Source organism: Fictibacillus sp. b24, from assembly GCF_030348825.1.
Taxonomy (GTDB): Bacteria; Bacillota; Bacilli; order Bacillales; family Fictibacillaceae; genus Fictibacillus.
In genome coordinates, this window is the sequence record NZ_JAUCES010000005.1 from 2352707 (window position 1) to 2368951 (window position 16245).

A 16245-nucleotide genomic window follows, 5' to 3' on the forward strand; every position below is an offset into this window, starting at 1 on the left:
TATTATGCTTGCTTCTGTTGTAATGAGTGTTTTTAACGGGGAGGATTATATCGAAGAAGCTATCAAAAGTATTCTTAGCCAATCCTTTCGTGATTTTGAGTACATTATAATAAATGATGGGTCCACGGACGGAACTCATAACCTACTTGCACAAATCAATGATAATAGGGTTAAAGTTTATCATTTTGATGAGAACAAAGGGATTGCTAATGCACTTAACTTTGCAATTGAGCAAGCAAATGGAAAATGGATTTTCATACAAGATGCAGATGATGTTAGTCTTCCAGAGCGACTGGAAGAACAGTTGAAATTTTTAAACCAATACCCTGATACTGCTGTATTAGGTTCATTGGTTCATTGTATTTCAGGTAATAAAGGCATTTCAAAAGGCCGTTTAGATCATTATCCAAAGTATTGGAATTCCATTATTTCACCAGAAGAAATCACTAAAGAAATCCACTTTAAAATGCCTTTTTGCCATGGCTCAACAGCTTTTTCTAAACAAGTGTTCATTAATGCAGGTAAATATAATCCGAAGTATGAAATCGCTCACGATTATGATTTATTGTCTAGAATGAATGAATTTGGTCACTTTAGAAAAATTTTAAAAGTGCTGTACCATTATCGAATCAGAAAAGATTCTGTTGCACACAAAAATATGCTCCTTACGTGTAACGAAGTAATGATTATTTCGAGTGATTTTATATACAACAGGTACTTTAAGCACTTAAACAGAAAACCCCAGTTCTACTTCTTTGGTTCTTCGGCCGCCTATCCGAATTTTGTTCAAAATGTAGCACCTAATCTAAATATGCAAGTGTATGACTATTGTTCGGATGAAACAATAGAAAATTTCTCAATGGTACAAAATCTATATCAACATAAGAAGATCGATGGAATTATATTTCTAGTAACCAATCTACCCAATCAGAAAACATTAAATTTTTTCACGAATAATGGTATGTCTCTAAATAAACAGTTGTTTCGTTTTAATAGTTTGTTGTGACCCTTATTTATTTTTTCTTTGGGTTTTATAGCCGTTAGGCAGATTTAACATTGGGCATAGTCAATTCTAAAACTGATTCTTATATTACAGAGCTGCAACCAATTTAAAACTTGTAATTCCAAATTTTAAAAACGTCTTGATTAAAAATTAGCCCCATATCCAAGAAGTAGTCTATTAAATGTTGAGCATTCTTATTATTAAGAATTATAATTCCATCAATTAAACCCTGGTTATAATATTCTAAAGTAATTTTCTTACTTCTATTTTTACCACCATCAAGAAACTTCATAATATTTATTTCTTCTCTTAATTTAACTTTTTTCATAACAAATGAGCATCCCTTTTTAGATCCTAAAACGACAAAGGAAGGATTGTTCTTTTTTTTATTTGAAATAATCGAATTACCTATAAAATGTATTACACTTGTCATAAGTTCTGAAATAGTATCAGATTTACTTCTTTTCCCTAATGAATTTGGAAGAACACGGTATTGATAAAGTATTCTATTAATCTTTTCAATCGGATATATATCATATAATCGAAGCCATAAATCATAATCATAGGAAATTTTAAAATGTGGATTATAACCATTTACTCTTTGAAAAGCTTCTTTTGAAAACATGACTGAACCATGGCAAACATAGCAATTATATAATCGAGAATTAAAGTTATCTTCCTTGTTTAATACAATGTTATATAAAGTTTGTTCCCCATAAAATATACTTGGAGAAACTGGGATATTTCCTTTAATACATTCGACAAGAGAACTAACACCTACTAAGTGAGGATTTTTAGAAACATGAAGTAATTGTTCTTCTATTCTAGTAGGCATACTTATATCATCTGCATCTTGAATAGCTATCCAATCACTTTTGGCATAACTAATGCCTGTATTTAATGCATTAGCAGCACCAAGGTTTTTTTCTAAGTGTATAATTTTCACCCTTTTGTCAGTAATGGCATCTAATATATCTTTTGTGCTATCTGTTGATCCATCATTAACAATGATAAATTCAATTTCTTTAATAGTCTGATTTAATATACTTTCAATAGACTCTTGTAGGTATTTTTCCCCATTAAAAACCGCTGTTATTACTGAAGCTAACAAATGAGTTCACCTCTTTTTGAAATCTCAAACGTGGATTCATTCAAATATTTAATAAATAGTTCATTGTATTAACTAATTTTCCTGCTTTTTTTTCAATTGTTAATCTTTCCTTCTCTTTTAACATTAACTCTACATTCAAATCATTTTTCATCTTAGAATAGGAAAGAAGGTTAGCAATTCTTTTATTCTCACTCAAACAAACAAATACTCCATTAAACAATTCAACTATGACTTTAGTAAAATTAATATACTGTTTTGGATTTTCGCTAATAAGCTTTTCAAATTCACCAATCAAATCGTTTATTTCTATATATGACTTACCCATCCATGCAAGACAAAGAACCCCAACATCAAAATTAGGATGTTGTCTAAAAAACCTATAATAATTTTTTATCCCTTCATTGCTGTCATTATTTCCTCTTGGGTGTTCTTGATGGTATACATGTACATGTGGAATATCTATAATTTTTGCTCCATTCTTATATAACCTGTATCCTAACTCCCAATCTTCACATCCATAACCTTGGAAACCTTCAAAAAAAAGGCCAACTTCCTTCAACAGGTTTTTCCGTAATGATATGTTATGTGTAATAACAAACATCCAAGGCATATAAAAGTCTTTATATTCAATGCCATACTTATTAATAATTTCCGGATAAAAGGGTTCATAAAATGATAAATCCTTATATTGAAGATTTTTTATATCTTCTTCTGAAAACAATTGGACTTTTTCATGGGTTCTTTTCAATGAACTTTTACTTATTTTTATTTTTTTAGAGGATTTTCGATTTGCTTTTTTAATTAGTGAATATACATGCTTTCTTTGTTTAGTATTATAGTTTGGATCTATAACTGTGTAGGCGCAGTAATGCTGTAAACAACCTGTCAAAACAAAATTATCTTCAATCTGATGATAATTATAGTGCTGTTCAACAAACTCTGGATCTAGTATCATTTCAGCATCAATAAAAATAAGAATACTCCCACTTGATGCCTGTATGCCAATGTTTTTCGCCTTTGATCTTCCAACATTCTGGTCACAGCGTATATACTTAAATTCAAATTCAGATGAATATTCTTTTAGTTTAGGTGTTTCGTCAGAAGAAGAGTCATCTACAAAAATGACTTCCATTTTTGAGAGGTCAAATGTCTGATTTTCTAGTGCAAATAATGAAAACAGATTTTGCGGGTATTTATTGTAAGAAATCATTATCACACTAACTTCAATACTCATCATACTCCCCCTTATTCGTTTTTCAGTCATTTATCTCTTAAGTTGTTTTTTTCCATTTGGTTTTGTTTTCTTTATAAATTTGTTTCATAATTTTTTGAATATCAAATTTTATATCCCAATCTGGATAGTCCGTTTTAAATTTATTCAAGCTGCTTACATACCAGATATGATCTCCTATTCGTGCCTTGGGTGAATATTGATACTTAAGTTTCTGTCCTGATATTTCTTGAGCAATATCAATAGCTTCTAATATTGATACATTTGAATGACGTCCTCCACCCAAGTTATAAACTTCACCACATTTTTGGGGATTACGAAAAATACAGTCCATTGCTGATATTACATCTTTTGAATGGATGACATCACGTACTTGTTTGCCTTTATGTCCGTATATGATATATGGAATGTCTAACATTACACATTTCATGAGATAATTAATAAAACCATGTGCCGCAACTCCAGATTGCTTTGACCCACTCAGAACCCCCCCTCTTAAACAATAAGTATGTAGTTTGAAATATTTTCCATATTCTTGAACTAATACATCTGCCGATAGCTTTGAAACTCCAAATAATGAGTGTAAACATTGGTCTACATTCATGTTCTCTTGTATTCCGTTAAAATAAGGATGTAAGGGATCTATTTCCCACCTTTTCTCTAATTCTTTCAAAGGAAGCTGATTAGGATAATCTCCATAAACTTTATTTGTAGATGTGAAAATAAACACAGCTTTTGGACTATATAGGCGAAATGCTTCCAATAAGTTCAAGGTACCATTTGCATTTATATTAAAATCTGTAATCGGATCTGTACTTGCCCAATCATGTGAAGGCTGTGCAGCTGTATGAATTATTAATACAATTTCATTTTGGTATCGTTTAAAAATTTGAAAAACTTCCTGAGTATTTCTTATATCTACTTCATGGTGAATATAATTTTTAGGGTATTTCTGTTCTAAATATGTCCTGTTCCATGATGTATCTGCTTCATCACCAAAAAAAAATTTACGCATATTGTTATCGATGCCGATTACCGTATAGCCTTTAGAAAGGTAATATTCTGAGGCTTCAGAACCAATTAAGCCTGCCGAACCTGTAATGACGACAACAGACATATTGCACCTCTTTTCTCTTACCATTATTTCTATACAATATGCACAAGATTTTTTGAATACTACATATATTAATTTCAGGGTATTTCCCGAGCTTCAAGAAATTTTTTCAACAAATAGTAACCTAAACTAAAAAAAACCTTGAATGGAATTCCATTCAAGGTTTTTTTTAACGAGCTATAATATTATAGCCGCTGTCTACATGAAGAATTTCTCCCGTGATACCACGAGCAAGGTCACTCATCAAGAATAATGCAGTGTCTCCAACTTCTTCTTGTGTGTTCGCTTTTCTAAGCGGTGATCTTTCTTCAATCTCTTTTAATACAGAGTTAAAGTCACCGATTCCTTTTGCTGCTAGTGTACGAATTGGTCCAGCTGAGATTGCATTGACACGAATTCCATCTTTTCCAACATCACTTGCTAGGTATTTTACGCTCGCATCCAATGACGCTTTTGCAACACCCATTACATTATAATTAGACACAACTCTCTCTCCGCCAAGGTAAGTTAGCGTTACGATGCTGCCGCCTTCCGTCATCAATGGACGTGCTTCTTTTACTACTGCAGTAAGAGAATATGAGGAAATGTTATGAGCTAACAGGAAACCTTCACGAGTTGTGTTCAAGTACTCACCTTTAAGCTCCTCTGTGTTTGCAAATGCAATACAGTGTGCTAATCCATGAATAACTCCAACTTCTTCTTTTAATTGAGCGAACGTTTTTTTAATTTCATCATCATTTGTAATGTCACAAGGAAGTACGATTGAATCATTTCGATCAAGTGACTCTGCTAAATCTCTAACGTTTTTCTCTAGTCTTTCTCCTGCGTATGTAAACACTAAGCGTGCTCCCGCGTTTGATAGAGATTGTGCGATTCCCCATGCGATACTTCTCTTATTCGCTACACCCATGACAACAAACGTTTTGTTTTCTAATGATAATTGATACATAAAAGTTCTCCTCCCCGTAGTTACATTCATAGTTTTATCAAATTAGTAATTGTTATTAGTACCAAGTCCTAATTAGTATAACAGAAATAATAAGGAAATTCACTAGTTAACCTTTACTAGTCTGAATATTTTTCACTTCATATCCGCAAGAATCACAGCGATAAATCACATTTTGATTAGATTGAGCAATTAATATCTCATGGTTTAAATCATGCATTTTATGACATTTGGGACAATGAACAACTGGCTTCATAAATCTTTCAGCTCCCTTTTTTTTATATTCTTAGCATGCTCATTTTTCACGAAAATTAAGGCTGTTATGACAAACTTTGTAGCTCTGAAAGAAATCAAAGAAGTAGTTGATTTCCGTTTCAGATGCTCCATTTCCGCGGGGCAGGCGGTGAGCCCCTTGCCGCTATGCGCCTTTAAGGATCTCACCTGACCGCTTGTCCCGCAGGAGTCTCGCATCTTACACTCCAATCAAATTTCAAGGACGTAAAAATAAAAAAATGTCCGTTAGCAACACTCCTTTGAAAAAAGCTAAGCAAATACAAAAAAGCGCTGGCATAAACCAGCACTTTTATCAACTCAGTATTTGTCTCATTTGTAGAATCTGTTCCTTGCTTCCTGTTACAACCATCTTATCTCCTAATAGAATCTCTGTATCACCATGTGGAACGATCGACTCTTTTCCTCTATAAATACGTACGATGATACTGTCACCTAAGAACGGGAAATTTCTTAATGCTGTTCGGTGATACGAACTATTTGAAACGATGATCTCATTTAGACTGTTGTCTGATGTTGTAAGAATATCAACAACTGCCGGATTTTCGATTAATGCTTTTAATAAGACTTGTGATGAGAAGTAAACAGAATATACTTCTATCCCTTCTTCTTTTAGTGCATCTCTTTTAACCGAATCCTCTATCCGTGCAACGATTCGCTGTACTCCTTCTTCTTTTGCGAGGAGAGCAAGTTGTTTGTTCGTTTCATCATTTCCTGTAGCAAAAACAATAACATCGGTTGCAAAGACGTTCGCCACTTTAAGAGTGTCTACTTCGTAATTTTCAAGTTCACGTATATTAAAGCTTTCTAACTGTTTCTGATCTTTTTCTTCTTGTTTCGTATGATACAGTCTAAATTCAAAACGAGTTTGATCTAGTTCTGTAGTTAATGGCAGCGTAAATTGGTTTGCACCTACAAACACAAGCTGTTCTTTCGGTGTTTCTTCTTCTTTCTTTTTAGGGAAGAACTTTTTAAAGAATATCGGTGTAATGATTGCACTTATAACGGCTGTTAAGATTAACGCAGATGATGTACGTGCATCAATAATGTTGATTCGTTCTCCAATTTTAGCCGCAGCAATAACAAGTGAAAGTGTGGACGTTAATAAAAAGCCAGCAGCTGTTACTGTTTTCCAGTCATACCACTTTCGAAGATATAAAATGGGCAAGAACTTAGAAATGAGCAACGCTAACAATAACAACGGAATTAACGCCAATGCTTTCGGATCAGCAAAAATGGAACGAATATCTAGTTCTACCCCGACCATAACAAAAAAGATTGGTATTAAAAATCCGTATCCAAATGAGTCTAGTTTATGAACAAGCTGCTTATTAGGCGATAAAAGCGAAACTAATACTCCCGCTAAAAAAGCTCCTAATATATTTTCAGCACCAACCGACTCAGAAAGGCCAACTAAAACGATTATCAACGTAAAGACAGCTCGTGTATCCAGCTGTATTGTTCCTTTTGACATCGTGTCAAGAAAAGATCGGTGTCTTAGTTGCTTTCCGACAAAGTACAGAATCACACCTGCAGCGAAAAGGATAAGCAATAACCACATCCGACCAGGATCGCCTGATTCAAGTGAAACAAATAAAGCTAATAAAATCATGGTAACAAGATCCGCTATAACCGCCACCAGTAATATGATCTGACCGATCGTGGTTTTTGATAACTTCTCTTCCTTTAATGTTGGTACTACAACACCTAAAGAAATGGTAGAGATAACGAGCGTCATGAAGAATGCACTCTCTGTAAATCCACCCCAAACGAATAATAGAGATAAACCATAAGAGAGGATAAGAATAAATAGAAAAATCACACTCGAGACAACAATACGGTTTGGCTCTTTTTTTCCATTATTCTTTCTCTTAGCGTTTGTTTCTCCTGCAAAAATACTAAAATCAATTTCAAGACCACTTAGAAACATTAAAAAGATAAAGCCGAGTACGGATAATATTTCAAGCCAAGCGTCAGAATGAACGATATCAAAACCGCTTTTTCCTAAAATAATTCCTACTATAATTTCTGCAACTACAACAGGTATAATCCTCAAACGAAATTTGTTTAGTAAGATAGGAACAAAAAATGCTGTAAGAATGACAATAACTAATGAAGCAAAAGATGCATGTTCTTCCATAATCCCTCCATAGTTTCTATATATTATTGGTTTACTATAGTAAAGCGGAAAAAGAAATGTCAAACGATTGTGCTCAAAATGATTTGCAAACGTTCTGTTTTTCGGTAAGATAATACATGTTATTGTTTTACTTTAAGGAGTCGATTCCACATGCAAAATAACCACAAATCTCCATGGCAACAACTCGATTACAATCTATTGTTTATTTTATTTTTAATGGTCATCTCAAGCTGTATTGCGATCTATAGTGCACAGATGATGGATCAATACGGCAGCAACTTCGTGATTAAACAAATCGTATGGTACATTATCGGTGGAATTGCTGTAGTCGGAGTAATGGTTTTAGACTTTGATCAGTTCAGAAAGTTATCTTGGTATCTTTATGGACTAGGCATCATATTGCTATTAGGAATTCTTGCTGCACCAGAAAGCATCGTTCCAAACATTAATGGTGCACAAAGTTGGTACAGGTTTGGTCCTTTTGCACTTCAGCCTTCAGAACTTGTTAAAGTCGCACTCGTTATTGCCATAGCTAATACGATTGCAACACATAATGAAAAGTATATTATTCGTACAATTCATGAAGACCTATTATTACTCGGGAAAATTGCTTTAATCGCTGGTTTTCCGACTTTTCTTGTTTTATTGCAGCCTGACCTTGGTACGAGCCTTGTTTTCATGGCAATCACAGGTAGCCTTCTACTTGTGTCAGGAATCAGATGGAGAATTATACTTATTCTTATTCTTTCCTTTATCTTGTTCATATCAATCCTAGTTTGGATATATTTTACCTTCCCGCAATTTTTCGTAGAACACATTCTGGATCAATATCAGCTCAACCGATTTTATGCATGGCTTGATCCATATGGACATAAAGACGCAGGATATCATACGAGAAACGCTCTGCTTGCAATTGGCAGCGGAATGCTTTTTGGAAAAGGATTCACAGAAGGCTCTGTATACCTACCAGAAGCGCAAACAGATTTTATCTTTTCAATCATCGGTGAAGAATTTGGTTTTGTAGGCACAAGCTTTGTTATTTCACTCTTTTTCTTAATGGTCTACAGAATGATTAATACAGCCCTCGAAAGCAATGAAGCATTTGGAAGTTATCTATGTGCTGGTGTTATCGGTATGTTTACCTTTCAAGTATTTCAAAATATCGGTATGAACATTCAAGTTATGCCGATCACTGGTATTCCTCTCCCGTTTATCAGCTATGGAGGCAGTTCAGTACTCGCATGTATGATTGCATTTGGGCTCGTTCTGAATGTTCGATCAAGAACTGTAAAATATATGTTTGAATAACACCTGAATTTTTTCAGGTGTTTTTCTTTTACCTTTGAAGTATCCTATTAGTCATGAGGTGAAAATATGAAATACGATATCATTGGTGACATTCATGGATGCTTTAAAGAGTATTGTGAACTATTAACAGTGTTAGGATACGAGTGGCATAACGGCCTTCCCGTACATAAAGAAAACAGAAAACTTGTCTTCTTAGGTGATTTAATGGATCGAGGGCCTGAGTCAATAAAAGTTATGGAACATGTTTACGACCTTGTACAAAATGATCTTGCACTTTATACACCTGGAAACCACTGCAACAAACTTTATCGATACTTTTTAGGACGTAACGTACAGGTTAAACACGGATTAGAAACGACTGTTGCTGAATTAGAGGCACTCAGTCAGGAGGAAAGAACTAAGGTTAGAAATCATTTTTGCAGCCTTTATGAAAATGCTCCGCTTTATTTACATCTTGATGATGGGAAGTTAGTCGTAGCTCATGCTGGTATACGTGAAGATTATGTAGGTCAGAGCCATAAGAAAGTAAAAACCTTCGTATTATATGGAGATATAACAGGTGAAACGAATCCTGATGGAACACCAGTTAGAAGAGACTGGGCAAAAAAACATTCTGGCAGAATTACGATCGTATATGGCCATACACCGGTTGAAGAAGTCCGCCATATTCAAAACACGTGGAATATAGATACAGGCTGTGTCTTTGGGGGCAAATTAAGTGCCTTAAGATATCCTGAGCTTGAGTCAGTAAGTGTTCCGTCGTCTCTTCCTTTTGTACCGGAAAAGTTTCGCTCATTTGATGATTAAAAAATATGAAGGATTTGTGCTATTGCCACAAATCCTTCATATCCGTTGGACAGCTTACTTCTAATTTTATTTGCTCACCGGTAAATGGGTGTGTAAAAATTGTTCGTTCACTATGGAGCGCCTGGCGATTAATGAGGTCCAAGCTGCCTCCATACAAATCATCTCCTAAAAGCGGATGGCCAATTGATGCCATATGTACTCGAATTTGATGAGTTCTTCCAGTTTCCAATTTTAGTCTGATTACTGAAAAGTCACGATCAGGAAGATAATCTATTTTTTCATAATGAGTGATGGAATGCTGTCCATCTTCCCTGACCATTCGTTCAATAATGCTGTCAGGATTTCTGCCAATCGGAGCATCTATTGTACCTTCTTGGTTTTTTATTTTTCCATGTACAAAAGCGATGTAACCTCTTTTTATTGACTTATTGATCTGCTGCTTCGACATAAGAGAATGGGAAAATCGATGTTTGGCGATTAAAACGATTCCTGAAGTGTCCTTATCCAGTCGGTTTACAGCATGAAAAGTACCTGGTATTCCCTTTTCTTGATAATAAAATAACACTGCTGCAGCGAGCGATCCTTTTGGTTGATATAAAGAAGGAATCGTTGGCATACCTGCAGGTTTATTTACAACTAAAAAATGCTCATCTTCAAATTCGATGTTGATTGAAATATCCTCTGCCTCCATAGATTCACTTTTCGTCTCAGGTGGAAAACATACTGTTACTTCATCCCCACTTTTTAAGAGCGTTCTTACCGTTACTTCATCTTTATTCACAAAAAGAGCGCCGCCGTGAAACTTAATATCGGTCAGCGCTGCTTTAGAAATTTGTTTCGTTTTTAAATAGTCTCGTAAAAGTACGGGAGCCTCTTTTTCTTCCACAGTCCAAGTCATTTTAAAATTGTTCATATCAATCTCCAACGAACGATTCTTTAACTCGTTTCCAAAATGGAAATGGACGAAATCTAGCAAATCGTATCTTCTCTTCAGCTACTCTATATTGAATAGATTTTACTTTCTTCTGAACTAAGAATCGATGGTCTATCGTTATATTAAAATCCACATCGTTCACAGGTTTTAATATACACGTGTGATGCTGAGGCAGTACGAGCGGCGATCCAATCGTTCTGAATACACGGTTATTTATAGATGCCATCTCTGATAGTTGAATGGACGCCAAGGAAGGATGAATGATAGCCCCCCCTAGTGCTTTATTGTAAGCGGTACTTCCTGATGGTGTTGAAATACACAACCCGTCACCTCGGAATGTTTCAAACCTCTCCCCTTTGATTTCAACGTCCATGACAAGAGATCCTTCAACACTTTTCACGGTACATTCATTAACGGCTAGATACCTTTTTTCATCAATTCCATCAATGTATCGAACTGTTACTTCTAAAAGCGGATATTCTACAATTTGAAAAGGTGTCTTGGCGATATGTATAACGAGCTTCTCCACCTCTTCAGGCAGCCAATCAGCAAAAAAACCTAAATGGCCTGTATGAACCCCAACAAATGCCGTTTTATCGATTCTATGCACATAATGATGAAAAGCATGAAGTAATGTTCCATCACCGCCTACTGTTATGACGATTTCAGGTTCTTTTTCTTCATAGACTAGCTCGAATTCTTCCAAATATGAACGGATCTTTCCCGTTAGAATATTGGATTTGCTATCGCCTTTTGATATGATGGCAAATTTCATTCTCTCTCCATCCTTTATGATCCTAGTTTGGTTTCATTGGAACTATCATTTCGTTCTAAAAACACAAGCTGTGCCTCTTGAATTTCCCCTTTGATTTGAGACATCTCTTCGTCCAGGCGATTTGCCGCTTCAGCAGCTCTTTGCAGACGCTGGCGAATGTCTTCAGGAATCTGCCCTTGATACTTATAGTTCATAGAGTGTTCGATAGTTGCCCAAAAATTCATAGCAAGCGTACGAACCTGAACTTCAACAAGAATCTTCTTTTCTCCATCTAAAACTTGAACGGGATACTCGATTACGATGTGATACGATCGATAGCCGCTCGGCTTTTTGTGGGTGATATAATCTCTTTCCTCAACAATCGTAAAATCATTTCGCTGACGAAGAAGATTAATAACTGTTTTAATATCATCTGTAAACTGACACATGATTCGAAGACCTGCTAAATCTTGAATTTCCTTTTCTAGTTGGTTATCCGGAATATTCTTTTGATAAGCTTTGTTCACGATCGATTTGATGGGTTTCACTCTTCCTGTAACAAACTCAATCGGACAATGCTGATTAGACTTTTCGAATTGTTCGCGGATTCCGCGAAACTTTATCTTCAATTCATCTACAGCTTGCTTGTACGGAGTTAATAGTGCTTCCCAGTCCATGCTCATTGCGCTTCTTCCTCAGTTCCAAAAACCTTAATTACTTCGTTCTCCATTTGTTGACCATAGTTAGCGTTACCTTGAATGTTTTCAGTTAAAAATTCCATTTCTCTAGAGAAAGCAGTTAGTTCGAGCTCTTCTCCTTTTTCATTTTGAATAACGAAGTCAGCATTCTTTTGCAATCCGTTTTTCAGTTCATTCCAGTGATCGTTATCAATCGAGATATAAATAAACCCTTCTTCTCTCTCTAGTACATAAATGAAGGCTAATCCCTCTGAATCAACTAGCATTCTTTCGCTGTCTTTCCATTGTGATAATTCTTTGCTGATTTCACTTTGTACAAGCAGAATCAGTTTATTTTCGTTCCATGCAGTTGACTGCACATTCATTCGTAGTGGCATCATGTTAAAAACCTCCTGTTTCTTCCCTTTTAGTGTAACACAAAATAGGAATTTATTAAGAAATTGAGAAGCAAGTATCGCTATGAGATAATGAGTTTGATTTTCGTAAAGTTTTGTAGTTCTTGAATGAAGTTGATTTCCGTTCCAGGTGCTCGCTTTCCGCGGGGGCAGGCGGTGAGCCACATTCGTACGTTTCACTCTTACGTGTCTCACCTTTCCAGTTGCAGTGGCTAGCCCCTCTAGGTCAAAAGTTAAATGGTCCAGAAGGCAAAGTGCGCCTTCCTAGCCCATTTACCTTTTTCTTGTCCGGTCTGAACGATCCACTTCCACTTTTCAGACTGCCCGCTTGTCCTAGCCTGAGTCTCGCACCTTACACTTCAATCAACTTGGCAATGAAGTAAATAACAAAATAACTCATAACCAAACATCATTAAAATTAGAGCCAATATTAAAGTAATGTAGGGGGATAAATAATGTCTCAAGAAATAGAAATTGAATTTAAAAACCTGCTAACACATGATGAGTTTTTAAGGCTTATTCATGAGTTTGCAATCAACAAGGATGATTTTAAGAAACAAACCAATTATTATTTTGACACTGAGAATTTCCAGCTTAAAGAGCATAAAAGCGCCTTACGTGTCCGAATGAAGAACGATGCATACACACTCACCTTAAAACAGCAGTTTGAAGAACATATTTTAGAAACACATCAGGCCCTTTCAAAAGAAATTTTTGCCTGTCTATTAGAAGGAAAAGTTCTGCCTGATGGTGCTGTATCCGATGTTATTAAGAATTTGGATATCAAAGTATCCCAAATTACCTATCTAGGAGAACTTACAACATTCCGTGCCGAATTTCCCTACAAAGACGGACTGCTTGTTTTAGATGAAAATCACTATTTAGGTAAAATCGACTATGAAATTGAATATGAATCTGCCGATTATAAGATTGGACTGAAAAATTTTGAAGAATTGTTAGCCGATAAGCAGATACCTGACCGAGTTACAGAAAGCAAGATAGCTCGCTTTTTTTCTGAAAGTAACAGGAACACTAAAAGATAAGCGGGCATTTCAGCATTTCTTTGTCTTGCTTCAATGACCAGTTCCTCGAGGTCACATTCTCTCCTTCCCTAGATACAAAAAACGTATCTTGGTCAGGTGATTATGTGCTTGTCGGAACTTAACGGGCATTTCAGCATTTCTTTGTCTTGCTTCAATGACCAGTTCCTCGAGGTCACATTCTCTCCTTCCCTAGATACAAAAAACGTATCTTGGTCAGGTGATTATGTGCTTGTCGGAACTTAACGGGCATTTCAGCATTTCTATTAAGGAGGATTCTCTTGAATATTCAATCATATAAAGCACTATTAGAAATACAGGCACTGCAGCAGTTGAACGTAACCACTGCTCCTGCTTCAGAATCCCAATCCAATGAAAGTCCTTTTGCAGCTTTATTGCAGGAAGCCTACTCGAAGGCAGGGGTAAATAATAACTCAAACGAGATGCTTAACTTGAGTACTAATACAAACTCAATTATCCCTTTAGCAACTAATGTTCAATATTCGTTGCCAGAATCATCTTCTTTTATAGGATCAAGCATTTCATCTGAGGAATTGAATATCCCATCAAAAAAGTTAGATGAGCTGATCCAAAACACTGCAAGTAAGTTTGGAGTCGACCCTAATTTAATCAGGTCAGTAATTAAGCATGAATCCAATTTCAAGGCTACTGCACAAAGTCATGCTGGTGCACAAGGGCTTATGCAATTAATGCCGGCAACCGCAAAATCCCTTGGGGTTACAAACCCTTTTGACCCGATACAAAACGTTGAAGCAGGGACAAAGTACCTAAAGATGATGCTCGATAAGTATGATGGCAATAAACAACTTGCTCTTGCTGCCTATAATGCCGGTCCTGGCAACGTTGATAAATACAATGGCATTCCACCGTTTAAAGAGACCATTGCCTATGTAAAGAAAATATTGAATACGTATCAAACGTTAGTTTAGCCCTCATTCTTTGAGGGTTTTTTTGTACACTTTCCACTTTCTTATATCCTTAGATATTCATATTGTTTGCCTACACTTCATGAACCTTGCTACAATAAAATTACAAATTGACGCAAGGAGCTTTTGCACCATGTTTGATGAGACAAAAACACCATACGATCTTTTAGGGAAAAGAGCCGGCATCGAAAAGCTTGTGACCACTTTTTATAGCTTGGTCGGACAAGATCCTTTGCTGTCCCCACTTTTTCCTGATGACTTAACGGAGACTGCCTACAAACAAACTCAATTTTTAAGTCAGTTTTTTGGCGGACCTCCACTATATACAGAGGAACATGGACATCCTATGCTAAAGATGCGTCATATGCCTTTTCCTATTACAAATTCGCATGCAAAAGCTTGGCTTGAGTGCATGGAACGAGCGATGGCCATTCATAAGTTAGAGCCTGAATTACAAAACTTTTTGTTAAGCCGATTAAAAATGACTGCTTACCATATGGTGAATACTGAGGATTCAGAAAGGGGCGAGAATGCTGACACTGTATAATTCCAATTCCTTTTACGACGATCTAGAGAACAATAAAAACCATGCCTGTCAAAAGCCATTGGAAATCTATTCTGTCATCGATCCACTATGCCCAGAATGCTGGTCATTAGAGCCTGTTCTAAAAAAATTACAAGTTCAATACGGTAAATATTTTACATTACGGCACTTTGTTACTGGCAGTCTTGAATCACTAAATACGTACGTTCCACGAAAAAAAGGCATCAACACTGCTGAACAGATTGCTGAAAAATGGGAAAAAACAGCTTCTCTCTCCGGAATGAGCTGTGATGGAGATGTGTGGCTTGAAAATCCGATCTCTTCCCCACACAAAGCAACATTAGCGATAAAAGCTGCAGAGCTGCAAGGGAAGCAGCAAGGAATGAAGTTTTTAAGAAAACTAAGAGAAAATTTATTTTTAAACAAACAAAACATTGGGAACGATGAGGTTTTGTTAGAGATCGCTCGTTCTGTTCATTTGGATGAAGAAGAATTCTTAAGTGATCTGTCATCTGAAGCTACTATAAAAGCATTGCGCTGTGATTTAAAGTTTTCTCAGGAGATGGACATTACACAAATCCCAACTCTTATTGTATTTAATGACAAAACAGATGACGATGGAATTAAAATCTCGGGCTGCTATTCGTATGACGTGTATGTAGAAATACTTAAAGAAATGTCAAGTGAACCATTGGAGCCTTCTCCACTTCCTGAACTTGAAGAATTTCTTTCCACGTACTCATTTGTTGCAACTAAAGAAGTTTCTGTAGTTTATCAAATTAGTTGTGAAGAAGCAGAAAAGAGATTAAAGCGACTTGTATTGCAGCAAAAAGTCGAACGAGTCCCAGTAAAATACGGTACATTTTGGAGATACGTTCCAACCCGCTGAATCACTAAAGCGGGTTCTTTTTATGGATTAAAAAACTCATTAAGGACTTGCTTGCATATCCTCCCTCACCATGAATAAACATGTACAAAGGAG

General features: G+C 35.9%; 17 protein-coding genes. 7 read left to right on the top strand and 10 right to left on the bottom strand.

Annotated elements, in window-relative coordinates:
- Window positions 1-4 precede the first annotated feature (4 nt).
- Window positions 5-1006 carry a glycosyltransferase family 2 protein gene (locus tag QUF49_RS12150; protein ID WP_289497646.1) on the top strand — a complete coding sequence of 334 codons (1002 nt, stop codon included), beginning with the start codon at window positions 5-7 and terminating at the stop codon, window positions 1004-1006.
- Window positions 1007-1109: 103 nt separating this feature from the next.
- Here the strand turns inward: QUF49_RS12150 and QUF49_RS12155 are convergent, their stop codons facing one another.
- From QUF49_RS12155 to QUF49_RS12180, 6 genes are all read right to left on the bottom strand, one after another.
- Window positions 1110-2114 (bottom strand): glycosyltransferase family 2 protein, encoded by a 1005-nt coding sequence (locus QUF49_RS12155; protein WP_289495881.1) that lies wholly within the window; start codon window positions 2112-2114, stop codon window positions 1110-1112.
- Window positions 2115-2154: 40 nt separating this feature from the next.
- Window positions 2155-3348: a glycosyltransferase family 2 protein gene (locus tag QUF49_RS12160; protein WP_289495882.1), complete on the bottom strand. Its 1194-nt coding sequence runs from the start codon at window positions 3346-3348 to the stop codon at window positions 2155-2157.
- A gap of 37 nt (window positions 3349-3385) precedes the next feature.
- Complete coding sequence (locus tag QUF49_RS12165; protein ID WP_289495883.1) at window positions 3386-4462, bottom strand: NAD-dependent epimerase/dehydratase family protein; 1077 nt, start codon at window positions 4460-4462, stop codon at window positions 3386-3388.
- A gap of 166 nt (window positions 4463-4628) precedes the next feature.
- Entirely contained in the window at window positions 4629-5408 is a 780-nt protein-coding gene (gene fabI / locus QUF49_RS12170) for an enoyl-ACP reductase FabI (protein WP_289495884.1), read from the bottom strand.
- 249 nt (window positions 5409-5657) lie between these two features.
- Window positions 5658-5876, bottom strand: a complete 219-nt coding sequence (locus tag QUF49_RS12175; protein ID WP_289495885.1) for a hypothetical protein — start codon at window positions 5874-5876, stop codon at window positions 5658-5660.
- A gap of 115 nt (window positions 5877-5991) precedes the next feature.
- Window positions 5992-7836, bottom strand: coding sequence for a monovalent cation:proton antiporter family protein (locus tag QUF49_RS12180; protein ID WP_289495886.1), 1845 nt, complete (start codon window positions 7834-7836; stop codon window positions 5992-5994).
- A 150-nt stretch (window positions 7837-7986) separates the two neighbouring features.
- Between QUF49_RS12180 and QUF49_RS12185 the strand changes: the two genes are divergently transcribed.
- Window positions 7987-9144 (top strand): FtsW/RodA/SpoVE family cell cycle protein, encoded by a 1158-nt coding sequence (locus tag QUF49_RS12185; RefSeq protein WP_289495887.1) that lies wholly within the window; start codon window positions 7987-7989, stop codon window positions 9142-9144.
- Window positions 9145-9210: 66 nt separating this feature from the next.
- A complete protein-coding gene (gene prpE, locus QUF49_RS12190; RefSeq protein WP_289495888.1) occupies window positions 9211-9951 on the top strand; it encodes a bis(5'-nucleosyl)-tetraphosphatase PrpE in 741 nt (246 codons plus the stop codon).
- A 19-nt stretch (window positions 9952-9970) separates the two neighbouring features.
- Here the strand turns inward: prpE and QUF49_RS12195 are convergent, their stop codons facing one another.
- Genes QUF49_RS12195 through QUF49_RS12210 form a run of 4 tightly spaced genes read right to left on the bottom strand, consistent with a single transcriptional unit; the run spans window position 9971 to window position 12927 of the window.
- Window positions 9971-10864: an RluA family pseudouridine synthase gene (locus QUF49_RS12195; protein ID WP_289495889.1), complete on the bottom strand. Its 894-nt coding sequence runs from the start codon at window positions 10862-10864 to the stop codon at window positions 9971-9973.
- Between the two features lies 1 nt (window position 10865).
- Window positions 10866-11660, bottom strand: coding sequence for an NAD kinase (locus tag QUF49_RS12200; RefSeq protein ID WP_289495890.1), 795 nt, complete (start codon window positions 11658-11660; stop codon window positions 10866-10868).
- A gap of 14 nt (window positions 11661-11674) precedes the next feature.
- Window positions 11675-12322, bottom strand: coding sequence for a GTP pyrophosphokinase (locus tag QUF49_RS12205; protein ID WP_289495891.1), 648 nt, complete (start codon window positions 12320-12322; stop codon window positions 11675-11677).
- Complete coding sequence (locus QUF49_RS12210; RefSeq protein WP_289495892.1) at window positions 12319-12927, bottom strand: hypothetical protein; 609 nt, start codon at window positions 12925-12927, stop codon at window positions 12319-12321. Before QUF49_RS12210 ends, QUF49_RS12205 begins: the two co-directional genes overlap by 4 nt.
- 260 nt (window positions 12928-13187) lie before the next feature.
- On the opposite strand from QUF49_RS12210, the gene QUF49_RS12215 reads away from it, so the two are divergent.
- The 4 genes from QUF49_RS12215 (at window position 13188) to QUF49_RS12230 (ending at window position 16152) form a co-directional block, all read left to right on the top strand.
- A complete protein-coding gene (locus tag QUF49_RS12215; protein WP_289495893.1) occupies window positions 13188-13775 on the top strand; it encodes a CYTH domain-containing protein in 588 nt (195 codons plus the stop codon).
- Window positions 13776-14053: 278 nt separating this feature from the next.
- Window positions 14054-14722 (top strand): lytic transglycosylase domain-containing protein, encoded by a 669-nt coding sequence (locus QUF49_RS12220; protein WP_289495894.1) that lies wholly within the window; start codon window positions 14054-14056, stop codon window positions 14720-14722.
- A 130-nt stretch (window positions 14723-14852) separates the two neighbouring features.
- A complete protein-coding gene (locus QUF49_RS12225; RefSeq protein ID WP_289495895.1) occupies window positions 14853-15266 on the top strand; it encodes a globin in 414 nt (137 codons plus the stop codon).
- Complete coding sequence (locus QUF49_RS12230; protein ID WP_289495896.1) at window positions 15250-16152, top strand: ClpXP adapter SpxH family protein; 903 nt, start codon at window positions 15250-15252, stop codon at window positions 16150-16152. The genes QUF49_RS12225 and QUF49_RS12230 overlap by 17 nt, the downstream gene beginning before the upstream one ends.
- The last annotated feature ends 93 nt before the right edge of the window (window positions 16153-16245 follow it).